Here is a 14,128-nt window from a genome sequence, read left to right on the forward strand (position 1 = left end):
CCGGTTACATCTTCACGCGCACACCGAAGCGGGCACTGAAGGGTTCGCCCGGCTGGATGTTGTTGTCGCCGTGTGCGCTGGGATAGTAATCCTCGTTGAACAGGTTCTCGATATTGACCTGCAGCGACACGTTCTCGTTCACGTCGTAGAACGCGGCGGTGTCGACGCGCCAGTAATCGGGCAGCACCACATTGTTGGAGAAGCTGGCGAACTGCTCGTCCTGGTAGATGACGCCGAAACCGATCCCGAACTTCTCGTTCAGGTTGAAGCGGTTCCAGGCACTGAACTGGTGCTCCGGCAATTGCTGCAGTCGGGTACCCGCAGCGGCGCTGGACGTTGTCTCGGTTATTTCGCCGTCGAGATAGGTGTAGCCGAGGCTGGCTTCCCAGAACGGCGTGATTTCGCCGATGATGCTGGCCTCGAACCCTTCGACCCGGCTGGCGCCGGTCAGGACGGTGAGGCCGGTGTTCGCCGGATCGGGAGCGGTGGTGTTGTCGCGGTCGAGGCGAAACACGGAAGCCGTTGCCAGCAGGCCCGGACGCGCGGCCCACTTCACACCGATTTCGTAATTGCGGAACGCCTCCGGTTCGAACGCGGCATCGGTCGGCGACAGCAGCAGGAACTGGTCGCCGGCCTGCGGCAGGAAGCTTTCGGCGTAGGAAGCGTAGATCGACAGGCTCTCCTGCGGCTTGAAGACGAGGCCCACGCGCGGCGAGACTTCCTCGTCCACGCGGCTGCCGTCCACTCCGCTGATCAGGTCCACGGTATCGAGGTCGAAGCGATCGAAGCGCAGGCCTGCGATGATTTCGAAATGATCGCCGATGTCGAGCTGGTTCTGGATATAGGCCGAGAACGTATCGAGATTGCTGTCCCGCGAACGCGACTGGGCGGTGGTGAAGGCGGGGATGCTGATCACATCGGCCAGCGTCACCGTGTCGGTGGTGTCGAAATTGACATTCCAGCGCTGGTTCTGCGTATCCTGGCGGCCGGCCTCGACCCCCAGCAACAGCGTGTTGCTGGCCGGGCCGGTATCGACCTGCCAGACGAGGTTCGCCTGACCGTACAGGTTCTCGCGCTGCGTCGCATCCCGGTAGCCGCCCAGCCGGACGGTCGTACCATCCGTGCCCCGGGGCAGGATGTTTGCGTAGGTCTTGTCGTAATTGGCGTACTGGATGCTGGCATTGGCCGACAGCGTGCCGGAGAACTCGTGCTCCAGACGGGTACGGGCAATATGCGCCTCAATTTCGCTGTCGTTGAAGTCGCGGTCGCCGAACAGCGTTTCGTCATAACCGCGCAAGGGACCACCATTGAAAGCCGGCACGCCGCGATCCGTCAGGCGGTTGTCCTCGTCATAGGTATAATGCGCGGTCAGGGTGGTGTCGGGGCCGAGGGCCGCGGTGATCGTCGGCGAGATACCGACGAAATTGCCTTCGTAGAAATCGCGGTGGCTGTCGAATTCCTCGTAGGTCGCGGACAGGCGCAGGGCCACGGTATCGCTGACCGGCTGGTTGACGTCCACCACGCCGGCAAACGCGCCGAACGTATCGACCGACGCCTCGCCCTGCGTGAAGGCATCGTTGAAGGTTGCGCGCTTGCTCACGCGGTTGACGACACCGCCGCCGCCGCCGCGTCCGAAGATCAGAGCATTGGCGCCCTTCAGCACCTCGATCCGGCTGATATTGTAGAGCGAGCGGTAATATTGCGCATCGTCGCGCAGGCCGTCGATATAGAAGTCGGCGGTCGTTTCCTGTCCGCGGATGAAGATCTCGTCGCGGTGGCCTTCGCCCGTTTCCAGGCTGACGCCCGGCACGTAACGCAGTGCTTCACCCAGCTGGCGCACCGACTGGTCTTCCAGCTGGTCTTCGGTGATGAAAGTGACGGTCTGCGGCACATCCACCAGCGGCGTCGGCGTTTTCGTCCCGGTCGATCCGTCGCTGTCGCCATAGCCGTCCTTTTCCCCGGTAACGACGATTTCGGACGGCAGGTAATCGCGCTCTGGCGCGGCATCCGCACTGGCGAGGGCGGGGAAGGCAGGAAGGAAGACGGCGCCGGTCAGGAGGGCTGCGCGCACTGTGCTTTTCATCGAATCGGGACTTTCTTGCGAGTTATTCTCAATATTGCGGGCCTGCTATTGAGAGTAATTCGCAATTGCAAGCGTAGCCTTGGCCTTGTGAGAAAATTCGCATCGATTAGGGGGATCTGACCGACGCACTCGATTAGCGTTTGCGTAACAGGCCGCCCGCGCGCGCCTTGTCCAGCAAAGGAGTTCCCCGCATGAAAGCAACGATCTGGCACAACCCGAAATGCGGAACGTCCCGCAATACGCTCGGCATCCTGCAGGAGCGGGACGGCGTCGACGTGACCGTGGTGGAATATCTGAAGGAACCGCCCACGCGCGAGAAACTGGCCCAGCTTTACGCCGATGCCGGTATCAGCCCGAGCGACGGCCTGCGCCTGCGCGGCACAGACGCAGAGGAACGCGGTCTGCCCGGTGCGGATGCCGACACGATCCTGGATGCGATGGTGGCGGACCCCATCCTGATCGAGCGTCCGCTGGTCGAAACGGAGAAGGGCGTGCGGCTGTGCCGGCCAAAGGAAAAGGTCGAGGAAATCCTCTGACCGCAAGCATGCCGGCTGACCCCGGTCCGGTCGGATCCGGGCGGGCGGGGCTCAGCGGCGTTCCTGCGTCAGGTCCTCATCCGCCTGCAGGCTGCGCCAGCCCAGAATCAGCACCGACAGGCAGAACCCGATGACGACGGCGAATGCCACGGTTTCGGACAAGCCATACAGCCAGACGCCGAGGGCGGGTGCATAGACGTAGCTGGCGCCGTTGATCGCCGCGACCTTGCCCGACACCTGCCCCTGTTCGGGCCGCGTCACGGCAAGCGAGGCTCCGGCAGTAAAACCGGGGCGGAACAACCCGAAGCCTAGCGAGGCGATCGCGAAACCGAGGGCAATTGCGTGCAGATCGCCGCCCACGGCGAACAGCGCCACGCCGGCAATGGAAAGCGCCATGCCCCACAGCGTTGCCGAGCGCGGTCCCATGTGCAGCGTCGGGATCAGGCCCCACTGCGCCAGAAGGGTGGCGACCGCGCCGACCATCAGCACGATGCCGACCGGGCCGGCCCCGGCCATCGGATCGTCCCTGAGGCCCAGCCTGTCGAGGACGAGAAAGCCCGAGATACCGAGGATCATCGCCTGCGCATGACCGCCCAGCAGGCCGGAGACGTACCAGCCCCATGTGCGGCGATCCTTCCACAGCAGGTCCGGAATGTCGCCGGGAAGATCGCCGCTGTCGTCGTCCTCGTCTTCGATGGCGTCCCCGGCCGCCGCATCGGAACGCCGTGCCTCGCGCGCGCTGCCGCTATTGCCGTAGGGCGCGTCGAAAGCCCGTCCGCGCGCCTCGAATTGCGGCTCGTCATTGGGCAGGCGCAGACGCAGAGCGATCAACGTGGCAAGGCCGACGGCGGCAAAGGCGATGAAGGGGCCTGTCAGGCCGACCAGCGGGAAGATAAGGAGCGGCGCCAAGGCCGGTCCGACAACGGTCCCCAGGCCGAAACTGGACGAAATGAGCGATAGCGCCTGTGTCCTTTCCGCGCGCGGCGTGCGGCTGGCGACATAGGCCTGCACGGCGGGCGGCGCAGCCGATCCCAGCAGGCCGTAGAGCGAGCGGCACAGGGCAAACAGCACCAGCGTCCACAGCGCCGGGATCAATCCGGCGAGGCCGGCCCACAATACGATCCCGCACAGTGCCATCGACGACGCGAAACCGACGAGCCCCAGCGCCATCATCGCCTTGCGTCCGCGCCGGTCGCTGCGCTTCGCCCATATGGGCGCGCAGGTCACCCACAGGATCGCCGACCAGCTATAGGCGAGGCTGATCCACACATCAGACACGCCCAGCGCGGTGCCGATGCTGGGCATGACCGACTGCATGGCCGTATTGCCTGCCGCCGTCACCAGCATGACGGTGAAGAGCAGAACCAGCCGTCCGCGCGATATCGTGCGCGGGCGAGCCTGCGGGGCTGCTGCAGACATGCGGGGAGGTGGTTCGGCATCGGCCATGGCGTTGCACGGAGCGCTACGCCGCACATGTGGCTCTGGCAATGGGACTATGGGTGCGAGCAGGCTTGCATTGATGCGCGACCCTTGTCAGTTCGCAAGCGAACCGCGACCAAGGGCCAGTGTGGCCATCCGGAGGATCAGATTGACCGATAACGATATTCTCGCCTCGACCCGCCTGCGCGACCGCCTGTCGCGCAAGGCTTCGCGGCTGGCGGGGCAGTGGGGTGTATTCTTCCGCGGCTTTGTCGAGCATCCGCGCATGGTCGGATCGGTCATCCCCTCGTCCCGCTTCACCATCGAACGCATGCTGGCGCCTGTCGACTGGGCGCAGTGCAAGGTGTTCGTGGAATATGGCCCGGGCGTCGGCACGTTCTGCCTGCCCGTGCTCGAACGCCTGCCGGCCGATGGAGCGCTGATCGCGATCGACACCAACCCGCTATTCGTGGATTACCTGAACGACACGATCCGCGACAGCCGTTTCACCGCCGTGCTGGGCTCGGCTGCAGACGTGGAGGAAATCGTCCATGCGGGCGGGCATTCCCATGCCGACTACGTCCTGTCCGGATTGCCCTTCTCCACGCTGCCGGACGGTGTCGGTCCAGCCATCATGGCGGCCACCCACCGCATCCTGCGCCCGGGCGGTGCCTTCATGGCCTACCAGTTCACGGCTGCGGTGCGCGACCTGATGGCGACCCGGTTCGACCGGATCGATTCCGGTTTCGAGTTCTGGAATATCCTGCCCTGCAAGATGTTCTGGGGCTGGAAGGACTGAGGCAGGCTCAGCCGTCCTTCGTCACGCGCGGCACGCTTGCCCGGGTGGTGTGGCCTGTGAACTGGCGATGGACCGCGGCAAGGACTGCCAACGATATGCAGGAAGCCAGCGCGCTGACCGCCGAACTGACAAGCGCGTCTCCGATCAGCGCGATGCCTTCGCCGAACAGGGCCAGGCCGAGCCCGAGCACAAGCGTCACCATCAGGCTGAGGACGATGTAGGCGGTGAACAGCAGGGCGTAGAACAGGAACAGGCGAAACGAATTGCCTTTCGTGAGCGACCAGGACCGGCGCAGGGCAGCGACGGGATTGCGCAGGCCCTCCGCCCCGATCAGCGGGGCGACCAGCGATACCTTCACGAATACATAGATCATGACCGGCAGCGAAAGGAGCACGGGAATGGCCGCGAGAGCCTGCGACCCGGTGGCTGCGAACAGCGCGATCAGCAGGCCGAGCGCGAGGCTCAGCCCCAGGGCAACGGCGACATAGGCCGCGACATAGGGAAGGAGGCCGGCAAGCCCTTCCTTCAGAGCATCGCCCAGCGTGGGCCGTCCGCTTTTCCCGAGCAATGCCAGCAGGCTGAGCGAACCGACCATCTGCACCAGCGACCACAGCACGACGACCCACCAGTATTGCGACATCGTCGCCTGCATTGCAGCCATCGCTGCATCGGGATCGGCCGTCTCCGACTGCCCGGCCATGATGGAGCCCAGCTCGGGGACCAGCAGCACGACGGCGAGATAGGGCAGGAAGAAGAAGACGCCGGCGACCACGAACACCGTCTGGCGATTGGCGGAAAGTAGCGCCACCGCCTCTTCCCAGGCGCGGGTCATGTCGAACGAATTGCTGCGTACCATCGGTAACTCCCTGTCAGCCCTCTTGATAAGCGGGGCGGCAAACCCCAGCAATGCCGGTGATGACCGGAACCGACGATACTATCGACTGGCAACAGGGCCGTGCAGCCGTGCCCTATCGCGCCGCGCTGGCCGAGATGGAAGAGCGCAATGCCGCCATTTCCGCCGGAGAGGCGCGCGAGATGATCTGGCTGCTTGAACATCCGCCCGTCTATACTGCCGGGACCAGCGCCGATCCGGCAGAAATGCTGAACCCGCAATTCGACGTCGTGGAGACGGGCCGGGGCGGGCGCTACACCTATCACGGTCCGGGCCAGCGGATCGGCTACGTGATGCTCGACCTGAAAAAGCGGGGCCGCGATGTCCGGCGTTTCGTCCATGCGCTGGAAGGCTGGGTGATCGCCACGCTGGCGGAGCTGGGCGTCGAAAGCTGGGCGGTCGATGGCCGCGTCGGGATATGGACGCGCGATGTGGACGGGGCAGAGGCCAAGATCGGTGCCATCGGCGTGCGCGTGCGGCGCTGGGTGACCATGCACGGATTCTCCGTGAACCTGTCGCCCGACCTGTCCCATTTCGGCGGTATCGTGCCATGCGGTATCGATACGCTGGGCGTCACCAGTCTCGAAAAGCTCGGTATTGCCAGGTCGGCCGAGCAGTGGGATGCGCAGCTCATGAAAACCGCGCCCGGCTTCTTGGCGGCCCTTTCCGGAGAAACGGCATGACCCGCAAATACGTCACATTCCTCGCCCCCGCGCTCCTGATGGTGACAGGTCTCGCAGCCTGCGGCGACGATAGCGCGCCTGCTGCAGGCGGCGCCGGCGGCTCCGGTGCAGCCGGGGATGTGCAGCGCGGTGTAATCAGCGACTCCATGCTGCCACTGGAATCGGTCACTTCCACCTCGCCGCCACGAGGTGGAGGGGCTTCCGCGAGCAATGACGAAGAAGCCGGCGACGAAACGACCGAAGAATCTGCGGGCGACTGATCGGGCGTCACTCGCCCAATATGGTGCGGGCGCGTGCCAGTTCGCTGCGGTCGGCGGCAAAACGGTCGACCGATACGACCTGCGCTTCGGGCTGGCGCTCGAACGCATCAAGGATCAGCCGAGCGCGGGCGCGTTCCTCTTCGGTGGGCGAGAAGATGTCGGCAATCGGCCTGATCTGGGCGGGATGACGCGCCATCATGGCATCGAAACCGGCCGACCGCGCCTCGCTTGCCAGTGCACGGAAAACGTCGGCGTCCTTCGTTACGTGGCTGCCGGTTTCCAGCGCGAACAGCCCGGCAGCGCGGGCTGCCAGGACGACTTGAGCGCGAACGTGATTGACGGTGGCAGGCCAGCGACGTGCGCCTTTTCCGAAGGGGCGCAGGCCTGCTGAATGCATCAGCGCATCGGCGTCCCATGCCAGTCCGGCAAGGCGCGGATGCGGTTCGCGAATAACGTCCGGCGCGGACAATGCCCCTGCGGCGGTATCGCCCAGTTGCGGGACGATGCGGACCGAATTGTGCTCTGCCGGGCTTGTCTGCTCCAGCTCGTAGATCTCGCTTGCGAGTTGGGCGACCTGTTCGGGTCCGGTTGCCCGCGGCAGCACGATGCCATTGGGCGCGGCGGGCATCACGGCGACGAGGTCCTCGCGCCAATGGGCGCTGCCCATCGGGTTGATCCTGACCCAGCGCTGCGACCCCGGCATTCCCGGGGCGGGGGAGGGGCGGCCCGTGAGATAATCGGCCGCCATTTGCCGCGCCTGCGATTTCGCATCTTCAGCCACGCCGGAAAGATCGAGCAGGACAACATCGGCGTCGAGCGCCGCGACCTTTTCCAGCTTCGCCGGTTCGTCAGCCGGGACCACCAGCCAGGATCGCAGTGCTTTTCCCATTATCTCCCCCGGGATTGCCTTGGCAGGCCGGCCGTTCAGTCCATTGCCGGATAGTCGATATATCCTTCCGGACCCGGCAGATACCAGCTTTTCGGGACATTGACGTTTTCGGCCCATTCCGCGCCTTCGCGAATGCGGTTCGCAAGGTCGGGGTTCGAGATATAGGGCCGGCCGAAGCTGACCGCGTCGCAGCGGTTCGCGGCTAGGTCGGCGCTGGCTTCTTCCGCGGTATAATCGCTGTTGAGCACAAGCGGCCCCGTAAAGGTGCTGCGGATCATCGGGCTTTGCTTGGGCACGTCGGTCGAACCGAAGGTCCCTTCGGGCCCCGGCTCCCGCAGTTCGAGGAAAGCGAGCCCGTGCTTCTGCGCTACCGCCGAGGCGACGCCGAAGGTTTCCGCCGGATTGAGATCGTCGCAGCCCTGCGTCTCGCCATTGGGCGACAGGCGCAGGCCCACCCGGTCCGCGCCCCAGACATCGACCAGGGCGGCCAACACCTCGTCAAGGAAGCGCGCACGGTTTTCTGCCGAACCGCCATATTCGTCTTCGCGCAGATTGGTGCTGGAGCGCAGGAACTGGTCGACCAAATACCCATTCGCGCCGTGAAGCTGGATGCCGTCGAAACCCGCTTTCTTCGCATTTTCGGCAGCGTGACGGTAATCTTCCACCACGCGCGCAATCTCGGCCACCGACAGCGCACGCGCCTGCTGGTGATCCTGCCGGCCCGTAGGCGTGTGGGCATGGCCGGGCGCGGTGGTCGCGCTGGCAGAGACCGGCGCATCGCCGTCCAGGAAGTCGGGATGGACGATCCGTCCCATGTGCCACAATTGCAGGACGATCAGGCCGCCTTCCTCGTGCACTGCCTGCGTGACCTGCTTCCACCCTTCGACCTGTTCGTCGGACCAGATGCCGGGCGCGGCGGGCCAGCCCAGGCCTTCCCGGGAGATACCGGTCGCCTCGCTGATGATCAGCCCGGCACCGCTGCGCTGGCGGTAATACGTCGCCATCATCTCGTTCGGAACCGATCCCGGCACGGTTGCACGGCCACGGGTCAGCGGCGCCATGAAGATGCGGTTGCGTGCCTCCAGAGCGCCCATCGTGATCGGCTCGAGAAGATTGTCGTGTGCCATGCCAGTACCTGTCCTGCGTTGAATTAATGCTATGCGTTTGTGGTCCCGGAGCTAGGGAGCGGGCATGAAGGCCGCAACTGAAGAAACCGTTTCAGGCAGACGATGGTGGCTATTGGCCGCGTTGCTTGCGGGAAACGTGGCGCTGGCTCTGGGGCCGTGGAGCGTGCGGCTGGCCGATAGCGGGCCGGTGTCGGCGGCTTTCTGGCGCATGGTCCTGGCATTGCCCTTTCTCGCCCTGATTGCGGCAAGGTCGGGGCAACGGCTGGGCGGAATGCCGCGGCGCGCGCTGGGCCTTGTTGCCCTGGGCGCGGTCGCCTTCGCTTTCGACCTCGGCAGCTGGCATATCGGGATAGAGCGCACGCGGCTGGGCAATGCGACGCTGTTCGGCAATGCGGGCAGTATCGTGCTGCTCTTCTGGGGCTTCATCATGGGGCGGATGCTGCCGCGCGGTGTTGACTGGCTTGCCATCGCGCTTGCGCTAGGCGGCGCGGCGATCCTGATGGGGCGCAGCCTGGAAATCAGCGTCGGGACCCTGATCGGCGACATTTTCTGCCTCGCCGCAGGTCTGGCCTATGCCGTCTACCTGCTCACCTTGCAGGAAGTGCGCGGCCAGTTCGGAGGGTGGTCGCTGCTGACCTGGGTCGCGCTGATCGCATCGCCGGTTCTGCTGGCAATGGCGCTGCTGCTGGGCGAGCCCGTCTGGCCTACGGACTGGACGCCGCTGATCGTGCTCTCGCTGCTAAGTCAGGTTGTGGGGCAGGGCCTGCTGGTCTTCAGCCTGCGCCATTTCCCGCCACTGGTGATCGGGCTGGCCCTGCTGACGCAGCCCGCCGTAGCGGCGATCTACGGCGCGGCGGTCTTCGGCGAGATCCTGGGCATTCCGGACATCGTCGGCATGGCCATGCTCGGCAGCGCGCTGGTTTTCGCCCGCAAGTCGCAGGAAGATCGTGTGCCGCGTCCCTAGGCCGTACTGGACTGCCAGAACGTCCGGTCGAACGCCGCCTTGTGCTGCTCGAACCGCTCGAGGTCGGGGCCGACCAAATGGAGGCGGGCCTGTTCGGCCAGGCGGTGTCCTTCCATTCGCAATTGTTCCTGCCGGTCCGTATGGCCGAGCGGGGTTGATGCCTGTGAAATGACGTCCAGCATGACTTCCGCCGCGATCGGCGAGGTTGCGACCCCGCTTCGAATGGAGCCGAATCCGCGCTTCAGGTAATGGGCGAAATCGTCCGGCGCGGGAATGACCGGGCAATTGTCCTCGTCGTCCCCGCAGATATTCTTGCGCAAATCGCGGCGTCCGATGTCGGACGTGGCAGCGCCCAGCCAGTGGAGTGCAGTGATCGCGGTGAAAGGATCGTTGATCCCCGGGGACAGCGCACGCAGGCCGATTTCCACCAGCTCGTCGATCAGGAATTGCGGGTCCTGTTCCGGCGTGCGCGTCGGGCCGAGGGTGAAGCATTCCCTTACCTTGTCCCCGATAGAGCCGGGATCGCACCCGTCGACTTCCATCAATGGCAGGTCGCGGTGGACGAAATCGCCGGTGCGAACCTTCAGGCTGAACGTGCCTTCGCAGTCCTTGGCAATGGACAACAGGTCGTCGAAATCGATCAACTGGACATAACCCGTTTCCCACGCGGTCAGCGGTTCCCCGCCCCTCGGCTCCACGGCTTCTGAAAACTCGTCCTCGACCGGGTAGGTGGACCGTATGGCGTCCAGCAGGCGGCGGCCTATGCCTTCCAGCACCTTGTTGACGCGGATGCTGGACGGGATGTGGTTGAGGAAGAAAACCAGCACCGCAACGCATACGGCCATGAGCACATAGGCGATCAGCAGCGACAGCTGGGGAACGAAGCCGGGCAAGGCGCTGGCTGCGGCATCGGCGGCGGGGGTCTCGTCCTCACCCCTGACATTTCGCAGCACCACAAGGGCATAGACGAACGCCCCGATGAAGGTCGCCAGGCTCAACTGGTTGCCGCGGTCTTCCATGAAGTTGGTGAGCAGCCTCGGCCCGTAATTGCCGCTGGCATAGGCGACCGCCGCGATGGTTATGGAAAACACGGTCGAGGCCACGCCGATCATGCTGCTGGCCATGACGGTCAACATGTTCGACGCACCGTCGGGCCGCGCCGGAAGAAGCCATTTGACGTCGTTCAGGAACGAGGTGAAGCCGGACCGGTCGAGATAGACTGCGCCAAGCGCAAGCAGCGCCGCTGCGAGCGAAAACGTCGCGGGATAGAACCAGTAATTGGCGTTCAGCCGGGCGAGGAAGAAACGGATATCGTTCGGCATCAGGCGTGCCCGCCCGCAGTATTCCCATCGCCGAAACCGTTGTCGAAGGCAGCGTTTATCGATCTCTTGTCCATGCCGTATTGCGTGACGCTATCCGCGTGATCGCGCAAGTGCCTGGCAAGGTCGCGGATGAAGTCGATGAGCTGGGCCGGGCCGCCCTCCCGTTCGATCCGCGCGGCAATGCGGGCATAATTGTCGATCATGCGGATCGATACCGATGGATACTGGCATGCAGCCTGGCGGAACGCGCTCATCGGATCCTCGAACAGTCCGCGAAAATCCTGGCCCAGCAGGACGAGTTCGGGGCAGCCTTTCAGCGCCGGATCGCGGTCGTCGTCTATCCAGCTATCGACCTGGCTTTCCATGACGGCGGCCAGCTTGTCGGCGCAGGCAATGGCGGTGTAGAAATCGTTGATCGCCGGAGACAGGGCCCGCGCCGCGATTTCCGCCAGCAGGCGGATGCGGAAGACCGGGCCTTGCGCGTCCGAGCGGTACGGGCCGATGGCGATGGCCGACTTGACCTGGTTTTCATCCAAATCCGAAGGGGAGCACAGGATCGGCTCTCCCTTCAGGACGTGCTGACCCGGCGCGACGTGCAGGGTTACCGCGCTTCCATCGCAGGCGATGTTCCGCAGTTTTGCAAGGTCGATGTCCTCGACATATCCCTCCCGCGGGGCACGCAATACGACGTGCTCGCTCCGTGTGCTGCGCTCCACGGGTTCGAGATCTATCGACCGCTTGCAGGCATCGACGCACAGCCGGTCGATAGAGGTATCGACGAACATGGTCCGGCCCAGATCGTGGAGTGACACGGACAGCATGGCGACGTTTATCGCCTGGAGAAGCGCGACGACCCCGACCAGCAGCAGCGGCGTATCGGCCAGATCGGCCTCGGCATCTGTCGCCAGCATGGCCACCAGGCTGACGATCATGGAGAAGGACAGTCCGGCCAGGCTTACCCGTACCAGCGGCCGCTCGATCCAGCGGTCGATCAGGCGCGCGCCGAGATTGCCTGCCGCCATGCTGAGCACGATCAGGGTGATGGAGAAATACAGCGTGATGAAGGCGGCATTCACACCGGCTGCGACGCCGGTGAAATCCTTGGCCGTATCGGCGGTGGCCACAGTCGCGAGATCGCGGGCCAGCAGCCACGCTGTCGCCGCCTCTCGGTCCAGCCACAGGATAGCAAGCGCGAAGGGCAGCGCGGCAAGCACCGCGCACACTGCCAGCAGCCAGTAACTGGTAAACAGCCTGTGCAGGATCCAACCGGGCAGTCCGGAAATACGTTTCAAGTCCACCGGCAAATGCCCCCTGACCGAACCAAGATTTGTTGCGTGGGTAATTTTGTAAGGAACCCAACGACCCACACCGAATTAAGTTGCAGCGCGCAGCAGGCGCGTATCTCGCCGGGGCAGACCGATGTGCATGCCACGTGCATACAAGAAAGGGGGCTGACATGGCTCTTTCGGAAAACGGTGCTGCCATGGTGGGCAATATCGAGAATCTGGTTACACTTACCTCGGGCCAATACACGACCGGTTCGCTGATCCTGATGGTCAGCTACGGCGCGCATTTCGCCTTCATTCTCTATTTCCTCATGACAAGCATGCAGCTTGCCCCGCGTTACCGGATCGTGCCGGTTCTGTCGGCGATCGTCATGGCCAGCGCAGGCCTCAGCCTGCTGCGCGAATTTTCGACCTGGCAAGCGGCGTACGAGTTCGCGGGCAGCGTCTACACCCCGCTGGCCGATGGCGAGACCTTCACCAATGCCTATCGCTACGGCAACTGGACGATCACGGTGCCGATCCTGCTGACGCAGCTTCCCATCGCCTTCGCCCTGTCGCGGCCCGACCTTCACAAGCGGGCCCTGCGCATGAGCATCCCGGCGCTGCTGATGATCTGGACCGGCCTGTATGGGCAGTTCGGTGAAACCGGCGATTTCTCGCGGCTCAACATTTGGGGCGTCATCTCTACCCTTTTCTTCGTATGGCTTATCATCGAGGTGCGCGGCGTGATCTCGGCAGCGATTGCCAACAGCCCGCCGTCGCTGGTGGCTTGGCCCAAGAACATCTGGTGGTACTTCCTTGCCACCTGGGGCCTCTACCCCATCGCCTACGCCCTGCCGCAGCTCGGCTTCAATGGCGATGTCGTGGTGGTCCGCCAGCTCCTGTTCTCGATTGCGGACATCTCGACCAAGCTGATCTACGGCGTGATCCTGTCCCGCTACGTCCTGCGTCGCAGCGCGCTGGAAGGCTACGTCCCTGCAGCCGAGGCTCTGGAAACCAGTCCGCTCGGCAGCAAGATCGCTTCCGCCCGGGGCGATTGACTTGCAGCGTGCCCGGCACGCCGGTGAAACGGGGCCCTGGCATGATGCCGGGGCCCTTTTCGCGTGCGGGGCAGTATTGTTGGCATGTGGTGCCCAGATTGCAGGCGGAGCGGCGCCGGTCGTCATCGGCCTCTGCCTCTTCGCAGCGGGGCTGGCGCATGGGGCCGGGGACGAACAGCAGGACGCGATCCTCCCCTTTGGCCTACTGCACGCTGGCGCCTATGTCGCCGTCGGCCTCGCCTTTGCCGGTTTGTTCCTTGCCGCACCGGCAGCGGGCCTGGTGCTGTTCCTCGCCCTGTCCGCTTGGCATTTCGCGCGGACCGAGTGCGGCTTTGCGCGCTCGTCACGGCTGGCAATCGCGGGTCTGGCGACGGGCGGCAGCGTCCTTTTCCGGCCGACCGAAACGGCCGCCGTTTTCTCCGGCATTACGGACGTGGCCATACCTGCACCCATGCTGGGCATCCTCGCGCTGGTCGGGGCAGGCGGCGCGGCGCTGGCGGGTCTTGCAGCCTTGCGAGGGGACGCGGGGCGGCTTCCTGCGCTTCTCGCGCTGGCGGCAACCGCCTTCTTCCATCCCGTGCTTGCCGTCGGGGTCATATTCCTGACCGGTCACGCCCTGCCGGTGCAAAAGCGACAACTGGCCCGTTACGGAACCGATGCAGTCTGGCGGGCAAGCGCGGTCCCGACGCTGGTCGCACTGGCGGGAGCCGCATTGCTTGTGGCGGCAACCACGACCGGACTGCTCGCTACCGCGGTCGCTGCAGCGCTCGGCATAGGGCTGGCCACGCCGCACATGCTGACCGAGCGGCTCGAGCAATGAGGCATTCC

At 64.7% G+C, this 14,128-nt stretch carries 14 protein-coding genes; 7 read left to right on the forward strand and 7 right to left on the reverse strand.

From position 1 onward, the window contains the following. Positions 1 to 4: 4 nt before the first annotated feature. A complete protein-coding gene (locus tag PF049_04690) occupies positions 5 to 2,083 on the reverse strand; it encodes a TonB-dependent siderophore receptor (GenBank protein ID WBY17453.1) in 2,079 nt (692 codons plus the stop codon). A gap of 191 nt (positions 2,084 to 2,274) precedes the next feature. Here PF049_04690 and arsC point away from each other — a divergent pair, with 191 nt between their 5' ends. Beyond that, entirely contained in the window at positions 2,275 to 2,619 is a 345-nt protein-coding gene (arsC, locus tag PF049_04695) for an arsenate reductase (glutaredoxin) (GenBank protein ID WBY17454.1), read from the forward strand. Between the two features lie 51 nt (positions 2,620 to 2,670). Here the strand turns inward: arsC and PF049_04700 are convergent, their stop codons facing one another. Next, positions 2,671 to 4,038: an MFS transporter gene (locus tag PF049_04700; protein ID WBY17455.1), complete on the reverse strand. Its 1,368-nt coding sequence runs from the start codon at positions 4,036 to 4,038 to the stop codon at positions 2,671 to 2,673. 169 nt (positions 4,039 to 4,207) lie between these two features. Between PF049_04700 and PF049_04705 the strand changes: the two genes are divergently transcribed. After that, positions 4,208 to 4,837, forward strand: coding sequence for a methyltransferase domain-containing protein (locus PF049_04705; protein ID WBY17456.1), 630 nt, complete (start codon positions 4,208 to 4,210; stop codon positions 4,835 to 4,837). Between the two features lie 7 nt (positions 4,838 to 4,844). Here the strand turns inward: PF049_04705 and PF049_04710 are convergent, their stop codons facing one another. Continuing rightward, positions 4,845 to 5,693, reverse strand: a complete 849-nt coding sequence (locus PF049_04710) for a hypothetical protein (protein WBY17457.1) — start codon at positions 5,691 to 5,693, stop codon at positions 4,845 to 4,847. A gap of 59 nt (positions 5,694 to 5,752) precedes the next feature. On the opposite strand from PF049_04710, the gene lipB reads away from it, so the two are divergent. Both lipB and PF049_04720 read left to right on the forward strand, forming a co-directional pair. Beyond that, positions 5,753 to 6,412, forward strand: coding sequence for a lipoyl(octanoyl) transferase LipB (gene lipB / locus PF049_04715; protein ID WBY17458.1), 660 nt, complete (start codon positions 5,753 to 5,755; stop codon positions 6,410 to 6,412). Next, on the forward strand, positions 6,409 to 6,672 hold the full coding sequence (locus PF049_04720; GenBank protein WBY17459.1) for a hypothetical protein: 264 nt from the start codon (positions 6,409 to 6,411) through the stop codon (positions 6,670 to 6,672). The genes lipB and PF049_04720 overlap by 4 nt, the downstream gene beginning before the upstream one ends. 7 nt (positions 6,673 to 6,679) lie before the next feature. On the opposite strand, the gene PF049_04725 is transcribed toward PF049_04720, so the two are convergent. Together PF049_04725 and PF049_04730 are read right to left on the reverse strand one after the other, a co-directional pair. Next, positions 6,680 to 7,561 (reverse strand): CoA ester lyase, encoded by an 882-nt coding sequence (locus tag PF049_04725; protein WBY17460.1) that lies wholly within the window; start codon positions 7,559 to 7,561, stop codon positions 6,680 to 6,682. A 35-nt stretch (positions 7,562 to 7,596) separates the two neighbouring features. Next, the gene (locus tag PF049_04730; GenBank protein WBY17461.1) at positions 7,597 to 8,688 is read right to left on the reverse strand and encodes an alkene reductase; all 1,092 of its coding nucleotides are present in this window, start codon (positions 8,686 to 8,688) and stop codon (positions 7,597 to 7,599) included. Between the two features lie 64 nt (positions 8,689 to 8,752). Between PF049_04730 and PF049_04735 the strand changes: the two genes are divergently transcribed. After that, the gene (locus PF049_04735; protein WBY17462.1) at positions 8,753 to 9,652 is read left to right on the forward strand and encodes a DMT family transporter; all 900 of its coding nucleotides are present in this window, start codon (positions 8,753 to 8,755) and stop codon (positions 9,650 to 9,652) included. On the opposite strand, the gene PF049_04740 is transcribed toward PF049_04735, so the two are convergent. Continuing rightward, positions 9,649 to 10,974, reverse strand: coding sequence for a DUF2254 domain-containing protein (locus tag PF049_04740; protein ID WBY17463.1), 1,326 nt, complete (start codon positions 10,972 to 10,974; stop codon positions 9,649 to 9,651). The genes PF049_04735 and PF049_04740 overlap by 4 nt on opposite strands. Continuing rightward, a complete protein-coding gene (locus tag PF049_04745; GenBank protein ID WBY17464.1) occupies positions 10,974 to 12,272 on the reverse strand; it encodes a DUF2254 domain-containing protein in 1,299 nt (432 codons plus the stop codon). The genes PF049_04740 and PF049_04745 overlap by 1 nt, the downstream gene beginning before the upstream one ends. 158 nt (positions 12,273 to 12,430) lie before the next feature. On the opposite strand from PF049_04745, the gene PF049_04750 reads away from it, so the two are divergent. After that, positions 12,431 to 13,300 carry a bacteriorhodopsin gene (locus tag PF049_04750; GenBank protein WBY17465.1) on the forward strand — a complete coding sequence of 290 codons (870 nt, stop codon included), beginning with the start codon at positions 12,431 to 12,433 and terminating at the stop codon, positions 13,298 to 13,300. A 79-nt stretch (positions 13,301 to 13,379) separates the two neighbouring features. Then, complete coding sequence (locus PF049_04755) at positions 13,380 to 14,120, forward strand: Brp/Blh family beta-carotene 15,15'-dioxygenase (GenBank protein ID WBY17466.1); 741 nt, start codon at positions 13,380 to 13,382, stop codon at positions 14,118 to 14,120. The last annotated feature ends 8 nt before the right edge of the window (positions 14,121 to 14,128 follow it).

It is taken from the genome of Erythrobacteraceae bacterium WH01K, assembly GCA_027941995.1.
Classification (GTDB): Bacteria; Pseudomonadota; Alphaproteobacteria; order Sphingomonadales; family Sphingomonadaceae; genus CAJXSN01.

Bases quoted from the DNA above. Each gene is read 5' to 3' on its own strand.
- PF049_04725 (WBY17460.1), bottom strand. From the start codon at position 7,561: ATGGGAAAAGCACTGCGATCCTGGCTGGTGGTCCCGGCTGACGAACCG.
- arsC (WBY17454.1), top strand. From the start codon at position 2,275: ATGAAAGCAACGATCTGGCACAACCCGAAATGCGGAACGTCCCGCAAT.
- PF049_04740 (WBY17463.1), bottom strand. From the start codon at position 10,974: ATGCCGAACGATATCCGTTTCTTCCTCGCCCGGCTGAACGCCAATTAC.
- PF049_04750 (WBY17465.1), top strand. From the start codon at position 12,431: ATGGCTCTTTCGGAAAACGGTGCTGCCATGGTGGGCAATATCGAGAAT.
- PF049_04690 (WBY17453.1), bottom strand. From the start codon at position 2,083: ATGAAAAGCACAGTGCGCGCAGCCCTCCTGACCGGCGCCGTCTTCCTT.
- PF049_04720 (WBY17459.1), top strand. From the start codon at position 6,409: ATGACCCGCAAATACGTCACATTCCTCGCCCCCGCGCTCCTGATGGTG.
- PF049_04735 (WBY17462.1), top strand. From the start codon at position 8,753: ATGAAGGCCGCAACTGAAGAAACCGTTTCAGGCAGACGATGGTGGCTA.
- PF049_04710 (WBY17457.1), bottom strand. From the start codon at position 5,693: ATGGTACGCAGCAATTCGTTCGACATGACCCGCGCCTGGGAAGAGGCG.
- PF049_04730 (WBY17461.1), bottom strand. From the start codon at position 8,688: ATGGCACACGACAATCTTCTCGAGCCGATCACGATGGGCGCTCTGGAG.
- PF049_04700 (WBY17455.1), bottom strand. From the start codon at position 4,038: ATGTCTGCAGCAGCCCCGCAGGCTCGCCCGCGCACGATATCGCGCGGA.
- lipB (WBY17458.1), top strand. From the start codon at position 5,753: ATGACCGGAACCGACGATACTATCGACTGGCAACAGGGCCGTGCAGCC.